The organism is Enterococcus sp. AZ009 (genome assembly GCF_050548785.1).
Lineage (GTDB): Bacteria > Bacillota > Bacilli > Lactobacillales > Enterococcaceae > Enterococcus_D > Enterococcus_D entomosocium.
The window spans coordinates 812473-832001 of the sequence record NZ_CP172960.1 but is presented as its reverse complement, the minus strand read 5'-3'; the positions used below and the strand labels follow the sequence as shown (position 1 = coordinate 832001).

At 38.7% G+C, this 19529-nt stretch carries 10 protein-coding genes; all 10 read right to left on the bottom strand.

The genetic code is table 11. The features are described from left to right. Window positions 1-27 precede the first annotated feature (27 nt). Window positions 28-753, bottom strand: coding sequence for a class A sortase (locus IGJ74_RS03795; protein WP_228100822.1), 726 nt, complete (start codon window positions 751-753; stop codon window positions 28-30). 94 nt (window positions 754-847) lie between these two features. Beyond that, the gene (locus IGJ74_RS03790; RefSeq protein ID WP_430608686.1) at window positions 848-6226 is read right to left on the bottom strand and encodes an LPXTG cell wall anchor domain-containing protein; all 5379 of its coding nucleotides are present in this window, start codon (window positions 6224-6226) and stop codon (window positions 848-850) included. Window positions 6227-6315: 89 nt separating this feature from the next. Then, complete coding sequence (locus tag IGJ74_RS03785; protein ID WP_225869261.1) at window positions 6316-7986, bottom strand: poly alpha-glucosyltransferase; 1671 nt, start codon at window positions 7984-7986, stop codon at window positions 6316-6318. A gap of 1208 nt (window positions 7987-9194) precedes the next feature. Further along, on the bottom strand, window positions 9195-10685 hold the full coding sequence (locus IGJ74_RS03780; RefSeq protein WP_016613053.1) for a helix-turn-helix domain-containing protein: 1491 nt from the start codon (window positions 10683-10685) through the stop codon (window positions 9195-9197). Window positions 10686-11218: 533 nt separating this feature from the next. Then, window positions 11219-14452, bottom strand: coding sequence for a lectin-like domain-containing protein (locus tag IGJ74_RS03775; RefSeq protein WP_087665143.1), 3234 nt, complete (start codon window positions 14450-14452; stop codon window positions 11219-11221). Then, the gene (locus IGJ74_RS03770) at window positions 14445-15524 is read right to left on the bottom strand and encodes a DUF916 and DUF3324 domain-containing protein (RefSeq protein WP_087665195.1); all 1080 of its coding nucleotides are present in this window, start codon (window positions 15522-15524) and stop codon (window positions 14445-14447) included. Before IGJ74_RS03770 ends, IGJ74_RS03775 begins: the two co-directional genes overlap by 8 nt. Window positions 15525-15604: 80 nt before the next feature. After that, a complete protein-coding gene (locus IGJ74_RS03765; protein WP_087665142.1) occupies window positions 15605-16426 on the bottom strand; it encodes a WxL domain-containing protein in 822 nt (273 codons plus the stop codon). Further along, window positions 16423-16773: a hypothetical protein gene (locus IGJ74_RS03760; protein ID WP_087665141.1), complete on the bottom strand. Its 351-nt coding sequence runs from the start codon at window positions 16771-16773 to the stop codon at window positions 16423-16425. Before IGJ74_RS03760 ends, IGJ74_RS03765 begins: the two co-directional genes overlap by 4 nt. A 1310-nt stretch (window positions 16774-18083) precedes the next feature. Then, complete coding sequence (locus tag IGJ74_RS03755; RefSeq protein ID WP_008377173.1) at window positions 18084-18512, bottom strand: GNAT family N-acetyltransferase; 429 nt, start codon at window positions 18510-18512, stop codon at window positions 18084-18086. 181 nt (window positions 18513-18693) lie between these two features. Further along, window positions 18694-19410: a GntR family transcriptional regulator gene (locus IGJ74_RS03750; RefSeq protein WP_005237422.1), complete on the bottom strand. Its 717-nt coding sequence runs from the start codon at window positions 19408-19410 to the stop codon at window positions 18694-18696. Between the last annotated feature and the right edge of the window lie 119 nt (window positions 19411-19529).

Below are 19529 nucleotides of genomic sequence, written 5' to 3'. Positions count from 1 at the left end.
TTGGAAAAGTAAGCATTAATTTAATTTTTAAGTAGATTCAAAAAAATCATTATGATATTCCACTGTCTCTATCAATTCTCCTTGAATTACTAGTCTTCTTGTTCCTCTGGCATCATCACATGTCACAAGAGTAATCATCTTCCGATTGGGGATATCTTCAATTAAATACGTACTTTCTGGGTTTACGATTTCTTTAAAAGAAACACTGTAGATATAGACTTTTTCCAAGTCTGTTATGTAAATCAAATCATTGATTTCCACATGCTCTAAAGGCCTAAATAATAAGCTTTTACTTTCACTTCTATGACTTGCAAGACTATAGTTTCCCTCTCCCATAACTTGGTCTTGTTTCATAGTTCCTGCTCCAAAACTTAACGTAAAATCTGTTACTCCAAAAAAAATAGGTAAGTCAATACCTACGCTTGGAATCAAAATTGCGCCCATCGTCCTATCCTTAGCTACTGTTTCGTTATTTTCATCTAGCTGTAATCTGACAATCGAAGACAAACTTGTCAATGAGATTGACTCAAAATCAAAACTGTTTTCCTCACTGGGCTCATTTTCTAATTCTGTTAATTTTTCATGATTCTCCTTCACTTGTTCCTTTGTCATATTTTCGATGGAAAACTGTTTTACATTCATATTAATGATTTGATTTTTTAGAGGAACACTAAAAATAGCTATTGCCCCTAAAATTATTAAAAATACTATGAGTATATTGGATATATACTTCTTCAGCGTGTCTTTAGCCATATACATTGACCTCTAAACTATTAATCCTTAAAATTGTTGATAGAACACGAAGAGTGTGTTCTATCAACAATCCAATTTTTATTTCTTTCTATTTTTATTTCTTTTTCTTTTTCTTTCTATTCCACAATCCAAATCCAGCACCTACAGATGCTAAACCACCAACAACTGAGGCTGCAATCGAGGAAGAACCTGTTTGTGGTAATTTGCTACCCGGTTTCTTATTGCCAGAGCCTGAATCGGAATCCGCATCCGCATCTGAATCGGAATCAGCATCAGCGTCTGAATCGGAATCGGAATCAGCATCAGCATCAGCATCAGCATCAGCATCTGAATCGGAATCTGAATCGGAATCGGAATCGGAATCTGAGTCGGCATCCGCATCGGCATCGGCGTCGGCATCTGAATCGGAATCTGAATCAGCATCCGCATCTGAATCGGAATCGGCGTCCGCATCCGCATCCGCATCTGAATCGGAATCTGAGTCGGAATCTGAGTCGGCATCCGCATCCGCATCGGCGTCTGAATCAGCATCAGCGTCTGAATCGGAATCTGAATCGGAATCAGCATCAGCGTCTGAATCGGAATCTGAATCGGCGTCCGCATCAGCATCGGCATCAGCATCGGCATCAGCATCTGAATCGGAATCAGCATCAGCATCGGCGTCGGCATCTGAATCGGAATCTGAATCTGCATCCGCATCGGCGTCCGCATCCGCATCTGAATCTGAATCAGCATCTGAATCAGCGTCGGAATCTGAATCGGAATCAGCATCCGCATCGGCATCGGAATCCGCATCCGCATCTGAATCGGCGTCGGCATCTGAATCGGAATCGGAATCGGCGTCCGCATCGGCGTCCGCATCTGAATCGGAATCGGAATCTGCATCCGCATCGGAATCCGCATCGGCGTCCGCATCCGCATCTGAATCGGCGTCCGCATCCGCATCTGAATCTGAATCAGCATCTGAATCAGCGTCGGAATCTGAATCGGAATCAGCATCCGCATCGGCATCGGCATCCGCATCCGCATCTGAATCGGCGTCGGCATCTGAATCGGAATCGGAATCGGCGTCCGCATCGGCATCCGCATCAGCATCAGCATCTGAATCGGAATCGGAATCGGAGTCCGCATCTGAATCGGCGTCTGCATCGGCATCGGCATCCGCATCCGCATCTGAATCGGCGTCCGCATCTGAATCGGAATCTGAATCTGAGTCGGAATCTGAGTCGGCATCCGCATCAGCATCGGCGTCTGAATCAGCATCGGCGTCCGCATCGGAATCGGAATCAGCATCAGCATCTGAATCGGAATCTGAGTCGGCATCCGCATCGGAATCGGCGTCGGAATCGGCATCGGAATCGGAATCGGCATCAGCATCTGAATCGGCGTCCGCATCGGAATCGGAATCTGAGTCGGCATCCGCATCTGAATCGGAATCTGAGTCGGAATCTGAGTCGGCATCCGCATCAGCATCGGCGTCTGAATCAGCATCAGCGTCTGAATCGGAATCAGCGTCTGAATCGGAATCAGCATCAGCGTCTGCATCGGAATCGGCATCGGCATCAGCATCTGAATCGGAATCTGAGTCGGCGTCCGCATCAGCATCAGCATCCGCATCGGCGTCGGAATCGGCGTCCGCATCTGAATCGGAATCTGAGTCGGCATCCGCATCTGAATCTGAATCGGAATCTGAGTCGGAATCTGAGTCGGCATCCGCATCTGAATCGGAATCGGAATCTGAGTCGGAATCTGAGTCGGCATCCGCATCCGCATCGGAATCAGAATCAGCGTCGGAATCGGAATCCGCATCAGCGTCGGAATCGGAATCCGCATCAGCGTCGGAATCGGAATCTGAATCAGCATCAGCATCTGAATCGGAATCTGAGTCGGCGTCCGCATCCGCATCGGAATCGGAATCTGAATCGGAATCCGCATCGGCATCCGCATCTGAATCGGAATCTGAATCTGCATCCGCATCGGAATCAGCATCGGCGTCCGCATCGGAATCGGAATCCGCATCCGCATCTGCATCTGCATCGGCGTCCGCATCCGCATCGGAATCGGCGTCCGCATCTGAATCGGAATCTGCATCCGCGTCGGAATCGGAATCGGAATCGGCGTCCGCATCCGCATCGGAATCGGAATCCGCATCTGAATCAGCGTCGGAATCGGAATCGGAATCCGCGTCGGAATCGGAATCGGAATCCGCGTCGGAATCGGAATCGGAATCCGCGTCGGAATCGGAATCGGAATCCGCGTCGGCATCTGAATCGGAATCCGCATCGGAATCGGCGTCCGCATCCGCATCCGCATCGGAATCAGCATCTGAATCCGCATCCGCATCGGAATCAGCATCTGCATCCGCATCGGAATCGGAATCCGCATCCGCATCCGCATCGGAATCGGAATCTGAATCCGCATCCGAATCGGAATCGGAATCCGCATCCGCATCTGCATCGGAATCTGAATCTGAGTCGGCATCGGCATCCGCATCTGAATCTGAATCTGCATCCGCATCAGCATCAGCATCGGCGTCTGAATCTGCATCAGCATCAGCATCAGCGTCTGAATCTGAATCGGAATCTGCATCTGAGTCTGAATCCGCATCGGAATCTGAATCGGAATCAGCATCGGCGTCTGAATCTGAATCAGCGTCTGCGTCTGAATCTGCATCAGCATCGGCATCGGAATCTGAATCTGAATCCGCATCCGAATCGGAATCTGAGTCAGCATCCGCATCGGCGTCCGCATCGGAATCGGCATCCGCATCCGCATCTGAATCCGCATCAGCATCGGAATCTGAATCAGCATCGGCGTCCGCATCTGAATCGGAATCGGAATCGGAATCTGAATCTGAATCCGCATCAGCATCGGAATCTGAATCGGAATCGGAATCTGCATCAGCGTCGGAATCTGAATCGGAATCTGAGTCGGCATCAGCGTCTGAATCTGAATCAGAATCTGCATCGGCATCAGCGTCGGAATCTGAATCTGAGTCGGCATCTGCATCTGAGTCTGAATCCGCATCAGCATCGGCGTCTGAATCTGAATCTGCGTCTGAATCGGAATCTGCATCTGAATCTGAATCCGCATCCGCATCAGCGTCTGAATCTGAATCGGAATCAGCATCCGCATCGGAATCGGAATCTGAATCCGCATCCGAATCAGCATCTGAATCGGAATCGGAATCAGCATCAGCGTCTGAATCTGAATCTGCGTCCGCATCGGAATCGGAATCTGAATCCGCATCCGCATCGGCGTCTGAATCAGCATCTGAATCGGAATCTGAATCGGAATCGGAATCGGAATCAGCATCCGCATCGGCGTCTGAATCAGCATCTGAATCGGAATCTGAATCGGAATCGGAATCAGCATCCGCATCGGCGTCTGAATCAGCATCTGAATCGGAATCTGAATCTGAATCGGAATCAGCATCTGAGTCAGTATCAATAGGTTCTTGTATAATTACAGCAACCATATCAGACTGTTTATCATCACGATTTTCCTGATGTCCGTTTACAACAATACTTACTTCATCACCAAGATTGAGCTCAGCATCTAGTGGAATTTCAAATTCACCGCTAGCATTGATTGGTACATTCTTCTCTACAAGTTCACCATTGATATAAACGTCAAGTGAATACGTTCTACCAAATGTATCATCTTGTTCATGACTTCCTGTTATTACATTGTCACCAACATAGATATCATTTAGTTTTGGTTGATTGACTACCCAGTTATTGTAGCCAGTTGTGTCATCGACATTTACTGTTGTCTCAACTGCCTTAGTTCTTATCTGACTCGGATTAGCAACATCCGGTTGTTGTCCGACAACTCTGACTGTTACTTCATCGCCATAAGAAAGATCTAGATTTAATTCATTTACATCATATGCGAATACATAACTTCTACTTGTTACTGGAATATCTTCTTCAGTATTAACGAGACGGCCATTCACCAGTAGTTCTAAGTTATAGCTTCTCTCGTACGCTCTACTCTGAAGTGGAACACTTCCACTAATCAGTTGATCGTCTTCTTTTAATGGATCAACTCTTGCAGCTTGAACTTCCCATTGATCATAGTCATCGATATTTTCAACAATCATCGTAGTTGTTGAGCTTACTTTATCTTCATGCCCATCTTGTTTTCCAATGACATATGCTTCAACAACTGCACCTTCAGGCAACGGCGCTGGTGATCCATCCACGATCCACATTGAAGAGAATTCAAAATCATTTGAGATATTTTCTCTTCTTAGGACTTCCTGCCCTTCAATAGTCAATACTAAATCATACGTTCTTCCCGCTTGACGATTTTGTGGCAAGTTTAACCCAGTAACTAAATACTCACCAGTGTACGCTTGATGAACTATTGGATTACTTACTACCCAATCTTCATAGTCTACAATATCTGTACCTGTGCTATGGTAAGTAATACCAGAATATTTTGTATACCTTTTTCCATTGCGCAATACGTATTGATGAACTCCTTTTACCCTTGCGGTAACGATATCACCCTCTCGCAGAAAACTACCAAAATCGTATTCCCAATTGCCGTCTTCATCCATACCAATTGTATCTCTTGGTACACCATTGACTAATAGTTCAACAAAATAATCGGTATCATGTTCATTAACGAGATCTTGCTTCCCATTTCCATAGAAATTTTGATCGTCAGAAGTTAATAATGTAGTCGTCTCTACCGGGTTCTCTATCCAAGTGTTATAAATCCCCTCAGAAGAAAGTTCCCCGGATATTGTTCCACTACCTCCAATAACAATCCAGTCTGCACTAGTTGTTACACTTCTAACAGAGTAATTATCCTTCCTAATCACCATGTTGTCTCGAGGATTATCTTCTTTCCATCTTGCCAAATCAATCTTTAGATCAATAGCAATATCTACACTACTCAACTGAATTAAATAGTTAGGGGTATAATAGGTGATGGAATGGGTATCAGGATCATACCCCATCGTTTCATAACCTGAGATAATGCCGGTTCTCGCATCCCATACATCTTTAATGTCTTCAGTTACATCACCCCAACCTAAGAAAGTTGACGGTCGAGAAATCGTTCCTGAAATATAGTCTGTATAATTTGGGGTTAAGAAGAATTGATCTGCTAAATCAGGATCTAAATAGATCGTTTGCTTAAATTGAGAAATCAAACCAATGTTTAGCCATGTATTAGATTCACCTGCTGTTGCTATGTGAATCCCGTCCTCATCTGCAGATAATTTATTGAACTTATCTGTGAAGCCAAAGTTAATCCCTATTCGAGGTGCAACTTCTTCATAGCCTCCTGTGCTATCTGTAACGTTTACAGACTCGGCATTTACTTTTGTTTCAGCTACAAACAAGCCGCTTGTAATTACACCAGCAATCATAGCATTGTAAATTAGCTTATTTTTAGCATTTTTTTTCTTAATATTTTTCCTATTCAATGACTGAACGTGATCAAATTGATTTTTCATTTTTTCCTCCCTTTTAGTAATTAATAAGATTTCTATTAATTGCTAAGTTCACATTCAAAATAAATATAAACTTAGCAATTAAGTGAACCTCAATTGCTTTTGAGATAATTCTTATAATTGATTAGTCCACTTAAAAAGTGCTCTGCATCATCTATTCTCATTCTAAAATTATCGTGTCTTGCAAAAAAACCACCAGCAATGATATTTGGTTTTGCCATATACATAGCAACCTCCGGATAAAACACCCCTACGTTCATTTCATGCAACGCTCGCTTATCCATAGTTGGTTTTATATCCTTCGCTTTAGGAAACTTCTCTAACAAATGTGAATATTGTTCACTTGTATCTAAGTGATCAACAAATTTAGCAGCCGCAACTAAAAGTTCTAGCATGGTAGGATAAGCAGTGTCTCGTTTGTTGATAAAATTCAAATTTTCTGTAGCATTTCGAATACCAAACTCATAATATTCCTCTTTAGGTAATAAAGCTGATAGCTCATTAACGGCATAGCTTATCCAATGGTCATGGTATTTATAATATTTTTTTTCTACTAATTTTTTCAAAATTGATTCCGCTAATGATAAAGTGGTATCATCTGGAATTTGCTTATACGCTCTAGCGAGACCGAATAGTACTTCGCCATCGTAATAAACTGTCCGGAAAGCCTCTTTTACTTCTAACTTTTCGTTTAGAACGTGAATTGTATCTCCATCTTGAATAAAATATTCTTTGATCATTTTCACCGTATTGATAAGAATTTCTTCATACTGTAAATCACCAGTTATTTCTTGATACTTTGAAAATGCTAACAGCACCATCGCATTGCTTCCAAGTTTGTATTCAAAGGCGTCGATTCTTCGATCGATAATATCTTTGAAAAGCAAGTGCCCTTCAATATCAGTCGTTAGGTTTTGAATCCCCCAGTCAAGCCCACTCTTAATTTTCGGAAGATCTTCTTCATAGGTTTCTAAGTCTTCGACTGCTTCTAACCACGCATACAAAGTGGAAAAATGTCTTACCGTATTGTAGTTGATTAGCGTTTTATTAAACTGAGGAAAATAGCCATATATGAATTTTCCTGAATCAAGTATTTGGTCGCTTAAATATTTGCGCCCATCTTTAATCACTCTTTCTAAATCAGATACAATATTTTTCTTCAAATGCTGTCTCACATTGATCCCCGGTCCACGATACTGAAGCTCATAGAGTTCCGAGCCTTCATTCACCATTATTCCTCTCGTTCTAAAAATGGTGATAGCCTTGAGGGGATCGGGTAAAATAATAGGTTTCTTATATTTCCGGAAAAGATATTTGCTCAGATTTACATGATTGAAAGATAAATTTGGTTTATTTTTCCCAATTTTATGCTCTCTATCCGGTTGGAAAATCATATTCCCATTAATTTCTTCTTCCAGCAAAGAAATACGTAATTCCTCATCAAAAGCGATCCCATATCGAAAATAGTTGTTTCTTGGTGTTTCTTTTAGCATTTCGTCAAATTTTTGATAAGGAATTTTCTTTGAGTAGATGACAACATCAAATTTGAGATACTTGACCATACTCAAATTATTTCTTTCAAAAAATCTTTGAACCTTAATCCATGTTCTATCAAAATCCTTCGAGCAGAAAGACTTTACTTCTGCCCTACTTTGACCAGTTGACCACGAAATGTAGATGACCGTTTGACCTTGCATATTACTTTTTTCATAATAGCTACTAAGTTTTGCTTTAATTTGAACTAACTTTGAGTGCTTTAACATTGAACAACTCTCCAATTTAATCAGTTTGACCAGTTTTTGAGATAAATCTTCCATTCATTGCGTTAAACTTTTACTCATTGCTATGATTTCAATGAATGCTCATGACTGTTTATACATGTAGTGAGATAGCTAACTATTTGATGTACTCATCCCCCTTCTTCTTTTCCTTGAACCATTTTTCTTAAGGAGCGTCATTGAAAAATAAGGTTTTGGTTCGAAAGCTAAGATGACATGCTACGTTCTTTTCTATAGATCCTAAAATTTTATTACTTACCTGCTTCGCTTTTATAAAATAAAAAAGGATGTTTACCGCAAATAGTGAATATTTCCACGATCGAAAACAATGAATTTGATCGCTAATTAAAAGTATTGAAATTACGCATCCTCATTACACATATAAGGTTACACAGGGTAGTGAAGAAATTAAAATCTAAATTTTCATAGCATATTGCACTTTTCAGAAACGCAGATAAAAAGATGATTTTTTTAGCGTTAATATAACAAATAATAACCATATGTCTTTTTTGAAAACTTCGCTAAAAATTGGAATAAGAAGAAAGCCCATTATGGTTCGATAACGTTTCCATCTACATAATCTTTTGTTAATTTTAATAAAAAGAAAGAATATTTCGCTTTGTATCGGTATATAAGCTTAATATAAATTAGCCATCAAAATCTTCATTATATAAACTTGTTACTATATAATTTGCCTACTTTTATTTAAAACTTCCTAATACGACTCATGTAATAAGAAAAATATCCCTTCCATATATAACAAATGAACCCTCCAAATATTTCAACTCAATCAATGAGGCAAACCAAAAAAATACGTAGAAAAGAACTCACGTCCTTTTCTACGCAATCGTAACTGCTACTCGCTAGCTAATATTTTTTATGTTCTCACTTTACCAGTAACGAATTCCATTTTGACCATCTCATCGATTAATCGGTAATTATTATGAGATTTAATGAGCATGACTCATCATTAATTTCCCTCGTGAATCCCCATAGAAACATCACAATACCTTAATATGACGAGTTTTAAAATAATCATAGTGCACACAAAAAGTATGATGAATTCCAATCTTTCGATTTGTGTACAATTTTGCTTTTTGTACTTAATCTTTGAATAAGTAAAATCATCAACCCTAGTAAGTATTTTAATAAGATTATCTATCTTCATTTTCAAAACGTATTTTTTAATCAAGTTAACTTGTCACTAAAGTATTTAACCTCTGCATTAGTTGATCCCAATCTTTCTGATTTGGAATTGTATTAATAAGGAGATAATCTTTCTCCAACTCATAATCAAAAATATATGGTCGGTAATTCGTGACTATTAAATCTGTTTTATTAGATTTTAAGCGCTCCTCTGTCAACTCTGGTAAGGATAAAAAATTTAGCTGATAGCTTTCGCCTAACAAACGTTGTGCTTGAAGACGGATACTTTGAACCACCATTGAATCGCCCTCCAATAAAAATAAAATATTTTGACGAGGCTGATGAGAATGAATTAAAAGTTCACTAAATAAAGTAAATCCAACAGCTAATTCCTCAAGTGCTGTAGCAGATAATCTTAATTCCTCCTGATGTTTTTTCAGGAACGCTACATTTTTTTCATAGGATGATTGTTGCATGGCAATATGTCTCACTTCTATTTGCTGTTTATTCCATATTGGCCAAAGAGCGTTACTTAATTGCCATGCAATGAAATAAGACCTCGTAAAGGTTATTAACAAAGGACGATCCCATTGACTAAAGAGTTCATTTGAAAAGTAATCAGTGACTATTGCAGTAGTTTGAGGCCATTGATCAAATCGCAGCAAAAAACACTGCTCGTATTCCAAGCAACTTGTAGTACGTTTTGATACAATCATTAAATAGAGCCAGACTAACTCATCTTTCGGCAGGAGAATTCCGTATTCTCTATCAATGATTGGGATCAGTGACTCAAATAACTGGTAATCCTCATCCTGATAAACGAGTCTCTTAGCCCATTCGGGAACCTTAATCAACTGTTCTTGTTTTACTCTTACCATAGTCAAGTAAAGTAATGAATAGAAGGCAGCAATTGAAATTCCCGTTCCTATTTTATAAGTTTTCAACTCTACTGAAAGTTCTTTTCGAATAATTGCATGCAGGTCATCTGGGGGGCGAACCGTTTGTGGAGTTTGTTCGCCTCCATAATAAAAATCAAAGAAAAATTTCCTTATGTTTGACTCCTCTCCAATAAATTTTACAGGTTTAAAGCTGAGGCTAAGATCGTATTCTTCCAATGTTGGTTGTGTCTTTTTTAAAAAACGTCTTAGGGTAGTTTCTGCATAATTGTACTGATGTGCGAGTTCATCGAGGTCAGCAAAATCACCATAAAAAATTCTTTCCAATATTTCATAAAGTGCATCTTGGTCTAAAAGTTCCTCTTTTTTCTCTTGGTACATTAGACGATCGATTTCAGCAAAACGAAAACCAGTATTATTTGAATAAATAGCAACACTATCACCGAAGTGTTCTTTTATTAAATGAATATCTTTGACTAGTGTACGTTGGGAGATTGCCAATTTATCAGCTAGCGTAATAGTTGTAAAAGTCTCTTCTTGTTCTATAATAGTTAAAATTCGCATCCATCTTCTGATCATAGGACTTGTAATAAAAGCAATTTGAAGTTCACGCATCATATTCCTCGCTTTATTTGTAATCATTTTCTATCTTTCCATCTACTAACTAGTACTTAAATAGATTGCTAATACTCGCTTTAGTATCGCTTTGTTCATAAGTATCATTCGCTCTATTAGCATTCATTTAGTTCTTTTAGAACCTAGGAACTCTGGTATGTTTTAAGAAATTTCTATCACTTGAACAATGGATCCCTATCCAACACTGATCATTTTAGAAACATACCTTGATTGTAGACTTCACCACAAAGAGACCTGTTAAGCGATCAGAAAAGTATCGTAAGCCTTCAACTAAACAAAGAAAGACACCTATTATTAATATCTGTCAGAATAATTTATGTGCGCCCATAAAAAAGGGAGGAATCATTGATTTATCATTATTGAATGACGTGTAGATGATCTGTCAAAATGCACGTATAGGCTATTCTGATTCTCGATTTAATACTTGTCCAAACTTAAACGAACGGTAGCATGGATAGTAGCTATCAACTCCATCGCAGACCTTTTCACTTGATATTTTCCTATATAAGCCAAAGAAACAAACTTTTTCACGAGAGAAATCAATTAGATGGTACCGAACTTAACTCCCAGGTTAATGTCGTTTTATAACTTGCAGCATCAGGATTGGCACCCTTAGGAACCTCTAAAATCACACTTCGACCAGCACTTTCAAAATCACCAAATCGATAAATCCATGTTCCCGTCCCTTCAGCTCCTTGAGCTTTTAAAACCGTGCGTTTAGCTCCACCAGGAATAAGTGTGATAGGTGTCGTCTGCTGCAAGCCAGGTTCGATGCCATCTTGTACTGAAACTAATTGTTGATTCTGGAATATAAAGCTTGCCCCTGTTAACTCCGATCCTGTTTCAGCGCTATAGAATTGCTCGTTTTGACTCACAGAGAGCTCCCATCCCCCACGAGTATTTGATGGACGGCGATCGCTGACTTGAACGTAATTTGGTCGAATCTCCTCTTCAATGAACATTCCATCAACTGATAATAATCTTTGTGGCTTAGCATAATATCTTTTGTCTTGTGCGGAAATTGCAAAGGAGCCAAAATAAAAATTGGATGCAAAATCAATACTGAACAATCCCTGGTTTTCAGGCAGAGATGGGGGATTTTCAGGATTTACTTCTTTATCTGGAGCTAGTGGATCTAACGGAGAAACACGATCATTTTCTTTTATATAAACGAATCGGATCCATTTGGGAGAGTCTCTTTGAATTTTTAAAGTAAGAGATTGCACATCTTCTAAGATTTCCTCATCATTTTGAATATATAAGAGTTCATATCCTTCAAAATATTCTGCAGAAAATTCTTTGTGTTGATTCACGGGAATTTCAACGGTTTCTTCTTTAAAAACAATCGTTCCTGGCTCGGCGACGTGCATCACTTTGACTTCATTTTTTGCTCTAGTAAAGTAATAAATAATTGTCTTTTCTTCATCTGAAAATGTGTAATATCCTTTGTCGTCAATCAGCGAAGAGGAGTCTTCACTAATTCCTACAAAATCATAGCCATTAAGAAATGGTTCATCACTTTCTTTACTTTTAGGATCGATGAAAGTGGAGTCACCCAACTTGCCCGTAAAGGATTCCCCAGACAAAATATTCTCCTGTGTATCAATATCTTTGTATTCAACGTTGACCGATCCCTCTCCAACAATATATTTAAAGTAATCTACCTCTATCTGTTGTAGATTACTCTGAGCGCCTGTTGCTGCTGAAATAATAAAAGACAAAGCAGTAACATTTCCACTAGATAGCCATTCACTGACATCATGGTGCCAAACCTGACCATTATACTCAATTGACAAAATCGAATCATACTCTCCGGGATTATAGGTCATTTTAAACTCTCTAAATAAATTATTATTATTCCTTAAGATCGCCTTTGCTGCTGAACTATCGTTATTGTTACTTACATGGCTAGTCAACATTCCATCGTCTCTGGTATAGATGAATGACCCATGTGGATTGTGGGTAACCAAAGGCCAAACACCAGTGGATCGAAACTCGTCTAAATCTGCAGTGGCAGATCCCGAATCCACACGATTGTGATAAGTATCTAATTTAAATCCCCAAGCGTTTTGCAGTCCTGCTATGCCCATCCCTTGTCCAGACTGACCTAACGTATCAAGTTCAGATTGATGGAAGCCAAAACCTATTCCATCACCGCCATCACTTCCGCTCAAAGAACTACCCGATGCTCCTTGTCCTCCGTTTCCATTCCCAATATTGACACGGCCTTTAAACTCAAAGGGATGGATATTACTCAATTTTTCTTTAAGTAAAATACTACCGTTTTGATTGCTCCTATCCTCGGTTAGTGTGACGATTCCAGTCTGGTCATTATAAATTGCCGAACCGCTCAAATGAAAATGGTCCAAAAAATTGGTCCGATCCCCTTCAATAAAATCATATTCCGTAGCTGCTGCCACATACTCAAAGCGATCAAGACGAATTTGATGGAGGTTGACTGACCCACCTGTCGCAGCAGAAATGATAAAAGATAAGTCTTCTGTGTCTATCCACTGAGAAACATCAACTCGCCATACTCTTCCTTCATAGCTAATACTGAGTATTTTGTTGTCGACACCGGGATTGTAAACTAACGAGAAATTTCGAAAAGAGTTATTACTGGGATTTGTTGTGACTCGAGGAGGCGCTTCATTCCCTTGATAGTTTCGCAGGATGCCTGAGTTTGAGTCTGTATAAACAAATGCACCAAATGCAGAGTTTGAAGTTCCATCTATTGACGAGGGGTCCGCTTCAGTTAGAGCTGTTGCGCTACTGTTTCTATACGTATCAATTTTAAAGCCAAAAGAAGAAGCCAATCCTGCAAGCCCCATCCCCTGACCTGTTTCACCTACAGCATCTAAGTCATCCGCATGAAAACCAAAGCCGACCCCATCGCCACCTCTACTCGAACCTAAACCCGTATTACTGAGACGTCCAGTATTAATCGAGCCAGTGACTCGCATAGGATAACCAGAGAGCATTTTTTCTTTTAGAGTTATGGCACCGGCTTGATTGGTTACTTCTTCCGTGAGTGTCACTTGACCAAAACCGTCATTCTTTGCGTTGCCAATAAAATGAAAATAGTCTTGCAGATTGTTCACATCTACGATAACTTTTCTGTTCTCGTTTAATGGTGTGCCTTCAAAAACTTCATTGAATAACTCAAGATGTTCACTGTATGCTTCATAATCAATACCCGTTTCTACACTTTCTTGTCCAGCAATTCCATCTTCATCAGGAAAAATACCATTGTTTTCCTCTGACTCTGTGTCCCTAGCCTCATTTGTAGGTTGCTCTTCTTCTATTTCAAGAACAAGTATTTTTTCTAATACAGATACTTGATATTTCCCTGGAACTTCGAAAAACAAAGGAATGTCAAATGTATCTTGAGGACGAACGGATTCAATTAGCCACCGACCTAATTGTGCTTCTTGTTTTATAGAAATACCCTCTGGTAATTTTTCTTCAACAATCTGTGCCTCTTCTGGCAAAGTAATAGGAACAGATAGATACTCACTGTTTGAAAAAATCTTTACGATTATCGGTTCTGATACTTTTCCTTTAAGATAAGTATCAGAAAAATGAAAGGTTTCATCCTTTAATTCGTCCGCTTCTGTTTGCTCCACGATAGAAGGAAATTCATTAGTTTCAGATACATCATCAAAATCAGTAAGCGTTTCTGCAAAAGCCATGTTCAATGGTACAGAGAATGATTGTGCAATCATTTTGAAAGCGATAATATAAATTACCGCTTTCCTAAATAATTTACTCATCCGATCTCACACCTCCTGACTTTCTTTTAAGCTTTTTCTTATAGAGTTCGTAAACGATCATCCCCAATAACGCAAAAAATAAAACAAGTGATCCTATCATCCACCAGTTTGTTCTTGCGTCAATCGTGACATCTGTACGGTTATAACTTCGCGCTTTTTCAGAATCAATCGTAAATTTTTGTTCCCAGGACCACGTCTCCCCTTTAGAAGTTGCTGTCAGTTTCAAAAGATAATTGCCAGCTTCAAAACGATCGCCTCCCAAAGGAATTGGAAAATGAAAGTGGGAATTAGGTGCCATCTGCATTTGCTCGTCACTTGCCTCATAAAGAATTTCTGTTTCACCTTCGCGCTGAACACTCGCTTTAATGGCTAGTCGATTCACAAAGGTTGGCGTCACATTTTGAATCGTCGCGCTAATTACATTGCGAAAGTTCAATTGATTTGGGAAAACATCTAAGAGTTCTAAATCTGGTTCTACAGAATCTCGAGTATTGCTGACCACAACTCCTATGACATAAGCAAATTCATTTTTTACTGCAACCCCCTCTTGCTCACTAACCGTTTCTTCTGTCTCTTCCTTCACTTCACTAATACGCAGCCCACCTGCTAGAAATCCATCAAAGGAAGCGTCTGGCATTTGAAGTGATAAGTTCACTGTTTTTGTTTCATTTCCACTGAGCTCGACCACATCTGGTGATTCAATCAATTCGTCAAGAGAATATAGTAATGTTGGGTCCGGTTCTTCTGCCTTTTTGCCATACTCCACGAAACCATGCACATTGGTATAAGCAGTATGAGGGGTGATTCGCACTTGAATGGTTTCTTCACTCCCGTTATGAAGCTTTAAGGACAATTTCTCTTTTGAACCTGGTGCTAGATTCAGATCAAAGTAACTATTTGTACTGTCTACTTGGCTAGCAGGTAATTCCGGTACAACATGAAAATTCAGGCTACTTTCTTCGGCTTGGACCAATGCTGGAAACAAGAAAATCGAAAGAAGAAAAAAAACCTTATATTTAAGGAACAAATGCTGTAAATAAGTAGATATATGAGTATGGTTCAAATGAATCATCCTTTCTAAAAAAAACAACGCTACACATTCATGCAACGCTGTAGAGAATTTTTCATAAAGTTTTCTGGTGCCTGCTCTTACTAAATATTATTTTCTTCATCACCAACATCGCCATTAGGAGTCGTTGTCAAATCCCATAACAGTGTTGCCTTATACGTGGTCGCATCTTTAGCAGTAGAACCCGGAACATGCAATTTGATGGCACCATTTTCTACAACATCATTTTTAGAATCAAAATCTTCTGAGGAAAATTGATTTGTCAGTTCTTCTTGATTTCCCCAGACAACTGAAGAAACCCCGGCGCCTTGACCTTTTATCGCTCTCATCACTGAACGAGCAGCCCCGTTTGTGAGTAGTTCTAAATTATCTTCATGAGCGCTAGGTGAATTTAAATTATTGCTTCCCTCGTACCTAATCTCAGAACCAACAAACTCTATCCAAGCACCCGTCAAAATATTGTTTTGTGTTTGTGACTCAAAATTACTTAAACTAACTTCTAGATCCCAACCGGCATTTGTTCCTCGTAGATCATGAACCTGAGCAAAACTGACATAAGGTACTTTATTATCGTCACCCGTTGTTCCAGATTTTTGCTGCATTTCTGCAACCATGTTATATTCTCTATCTTGATTAGATATTACTTGTGTACCGAAATTCATCGTTGCTACTTTCATGATGGATAATTCTCCAGTGGTCCCAGGAATTTCGGGTTCAATCTCCACATCTGGATTTGGTACTGGATTCACCACCTCTAACTCTCCATCCTCTTCACCCGCCGGACGAAACTCAACTTGTCCATTCGAGGTTACATCTCGAACCTCTTGTGAATAAGCTTTGGTCGCACTTCCAGCTAAAACAGTGGTAGATAATACGGCAATTGACGCTAAACGAATAAATTTCATATTTCATTCCTACTTTCTTTTAATTCATATATGTTTTTCAATGCTTTCCCCCACCAACAAACGACAATGATAAGTAAACTTAATCCAATCGATTTCCACCAAGTTTTTGTGATCATATTTGTTTGTGGAAAAGTTTTTTCCAAACTTGAACTACCATCTGAAGGTGGCTTGACAACGTGAACTGGCGGCTTAGGCTCTGGCGCGCCAATGGGTTCGTATGTACCAGTGAAACTAATCATGCCTTCAGTTTTCACTTCTTGAGTTTGTGTACCATAAACAATAGTTGGAAAATGGATGAAAACTACTATGCAAAAGACCAACATTCCCTCACCTATTTTTGATTTCATTCACCACCCTCCTTTAGTGAAAATTAGCCATCAATTTAGATGACTCATTGTATTTTTCTTTTATAAAAGCTGAATCACTTCTAACAGATATTTTTGAAAAATAAATCTTTTAGTCTACCTTTTAAAATTAGTGATTCAACTTTTCGAAAAAAAACGGTGCGTTCTGTTTGCTTCTTGCATCTAATAGATTACAAGTGGGTAAGAAAAAATCAAAATCGAAATTTTCATAGCGCCATGCATTTTTGAGAAAAATAACAATTATTTATAACCCGTATATTCATTTATTATTTCTTGCATACTAAGTCCCCCCCAGAGAAAACAATTGTTTTTTAATAAAAAAATAGTAAAAATCATTTTTAAAATGGCACCAAATTCGCAAAAATACCGTGCAAAAAAAAAACAAAAAAAGCAGCTTTTAAAAATTTTAGGTCTTGCTTTTTTTAAGTTGTTGCTTTCCTATGTCATTCCCTTGATATAGCTAGGCTATTCATATCACTACCGGGTATTTCTTCTAGTTATTAAAAATCAGTAGATAAGAAAAAAAACTTTCTTACTAAAATAACAGGCCATAAATAGAGGGAACTTCCATCATAAACTCATCTCTTTTTCAATATTTGCATAACACGAAGTAAATATCGAATGGCAATTTTGTATCTTCTTTACTACTATATTTTAAGAAGAAAGGGTGATTAAATGAGGGTCGAAAAAGTAAAATTGACTGCTTTTATTTATAAAATGAGCTGTCTGGAATATTCATATTCTTTGATTAAAAGCGGGTATTCCCCTATCAAATTAACCACAGAAGAAGAGAATGAAATTGAATCTATCATCAATACTCGATTACATCGATCCTTGCTATCAGCCAATCGAAGACGATTTAAATTCAGCAAAGTGAAACTTTCAAGAAAAGGAAAATCAGCTTATCAAAAACTAAAAAAGTTTGAGTATCTGATTGATCTTTAGCAAACATTAATACATTCCTATGATTAGACGGATAAAAATGTAGCAATTAAATGGGTTTATCTAGTGTACGTCCATTTTCCTCAACGATTGAGTGATTTTCTTACCACTATTCAAGTCATAGAAATAGAATGATATCTATTTAATCGTGGACCAGTTAATAAAATTATCCTCTTCACTAAAAGATTAAAGAAATGTTCCTCCATGATCTATGCATTTGTATCTGAAGGCTACAGCTAGCATTGATCCCTTAGAACCTAGATTTTCTGTCTTAAATTGAACAAATAAAAACGTGGATACAAAAAAGACGCTGAAGAGTCGTTTGTCACTCCTCCAGCGTCTTTGCATTTTTATAATTCCTTGATAAACCGTTTCTGTTCATGACTGCTGTGGTAGCCATGGTTTTCATAAAACTTGTGGGCAGCATGGCGTTTGACATTCGAATTTAATCGAATGCCTTGCATTCCTCGCTGTCGGGCTTCTGCTTCAATTGCCGACAGTAGTTTCCCGCCAACGCCTTGCTTTTGCACTTGATCATCCACTACCAAACCTAGGACATTAAAAAATCGCCCGGCAGAATAAACTGTTGAATATGGCTGTGCTTCAATCATTCCAACTGCTTTTCCCTCTATTTCAGCGACCAGCAAGAGATGATCCTCCTCAGCTAAAATTCTCTTTAGGCCTTCGATCAATACTTCTTCTTCGATTGGATAGCCTAGTACTTTCGACAAATGAGCTAGTTCTTTATGATCAGACAATGCAGCAGCTCTAATTCTCATAGTATTCTCCCACCTTTTGGCTTTTATTCGGTCTTGTTTTAGATAACTCACATTCATTTATCAACTTAGAAATAAATGACAGCTAGTTGATTTGTACAAGTGCAATAGAAAAAAAGTATACAGACAATGTACTAGAAATCCCTTTGCTATGATCTTTTATGTTATTTAGCTAAACCAGTTTTTAATTTTGATCAAATGAAATGAGTGCATATTCGTTAGGAATATACCTGATTGTCGTATATTCGAATAATTTTCCCATATCATTATAGACCGCATTTTCCAATATTCCCACACAATTATTTTTTCCTAAAGCTAATTCTTTAAAGTCAGAATCTTTTGCAGATTCAACTTTCATTATAGACTTTGATGCAGCGATTTTAAAATCTAAGTTTTGTTTGATATGGTCGTAGATTGATCCGGCTATGATTTTCTCATTAAGACCCTTAACGATACTTTTTTTGAAATAACTCGTATCTGACATCATCGCTTTCCCATCAATGAGGCGTAATCGTTTCACAAGGTATACTCTTTCACCAACCGGAAATGAAATTTTTTTTGCTAATGAATCATCAACAGTCAACTCGTGAAATTCTTGCACAATTGTTTTTTTTTCGACCTCAGTATCTGCGGATAGTGCCTTCAATCCTTGAAAATTTCCTACCTTGAAAGACTTCTTGTCAATCTCGATTCTTTCAAGAATAACTACCCCTCTTCCTTTCACACTATAAACCAATCCATCTTCATTAAGCAGTTGAATCGCTCTGCGAACTGTATTTCTACTAGTACCAAATCGCTCAATTAACGCCATTTCGGTCGGTAAAACCATTGTATCGTTATAGAGTCCCTCATTAATTTCATTTTTCAAAGTGTCATATATATCCCGAAACTTATTCACCATAGTTCCACCTCACTCTTTCAGTTAATTATAACATGATATCATTCTACCTATACAAAAAACTTAAATTTGTTTAAACAAATGCTTGATTATTTGTTTAAACAAATTTAAAATGAGCGTAA

What these genes read in the sequence shown, in the direction of transcription:
- IGJ74_RS03795 (WP_228100822.1), bottom strand. Translation starts at nt 753, where the DNA reads ATGGCTAAAGACACGCTGAAGAAGTATATATCCAATATACTCATAGTA.
- IGJ74_RS03790 (WP_430608686.1), bottom strand. Translation starts at nt 6,226, where the DNA reads ATGAAAAATCAATTTGATCACGTTCAGTCATTGAATAGGAAAAATATT.
- IGJ74_RS03785 (WP_225869261.1), bottom strand. Translation starts at nt 7,986, where the DNA reads ATGTTAAAGCACTCAAAGTTAGTTCAAATTAAAGCAAAACTTAGTAGC.
- IGJ74_RS03780 (WP_016613053.1), bottom strand. Translation starts at nt 10,685, where the DNA reads ATGATTACAAATAAAGCGAGGAATATGATGCGTGAACTTCAAATTGCT.
- IGJ74_RS03775 (WP_087665143.1), bottom strand. Translation starts at nt 14,452, where the DNA reads ATGAGTAAATTATTTAGGAAAGCGGTAATTTATATTATCGCTTTCAAA.
- IGJ74_RS03770 (WP_087665195.1), bottom strand. Translation starts at nt 15,524, where the DNA reads ATGATTCATTTGAACCATACTCATATATCTACTTATTTACAGCATTTG.
- IGJ74_RS03765 (WP_087665142.1), bottom strand. Translation starts at nt 16,426, where the DNA reads ATGAAATTTATTCGTTTAGCGTCAATTGCCGTATTATCTACCACTGTT.
- IGJ74_RS03760 (WP_087665141.1), bottom strand. Translation starts at nt 16,773, where the DNA reads ATGAAATCAAAAATAGGTGAGGGAATGTTGGTCTTTTGCATAGTAGTT.
- IGJ74_RS03755 (WP_008377173.1), bottom strand. Translation starts at nt 18,512, where the DNA reads ATGAGAATTAGAGCTGCTGCATTGTCTGATCATAAAGAACTAGCTCAT.
- IGJ74_RS03750 (WP_005237422.1), bottom strand. Translation starts at nt 19,410, where the DNA reads ATGGTGAATAAGTTTCGGGATATATATGACACTTTGAAAAATGAAATT.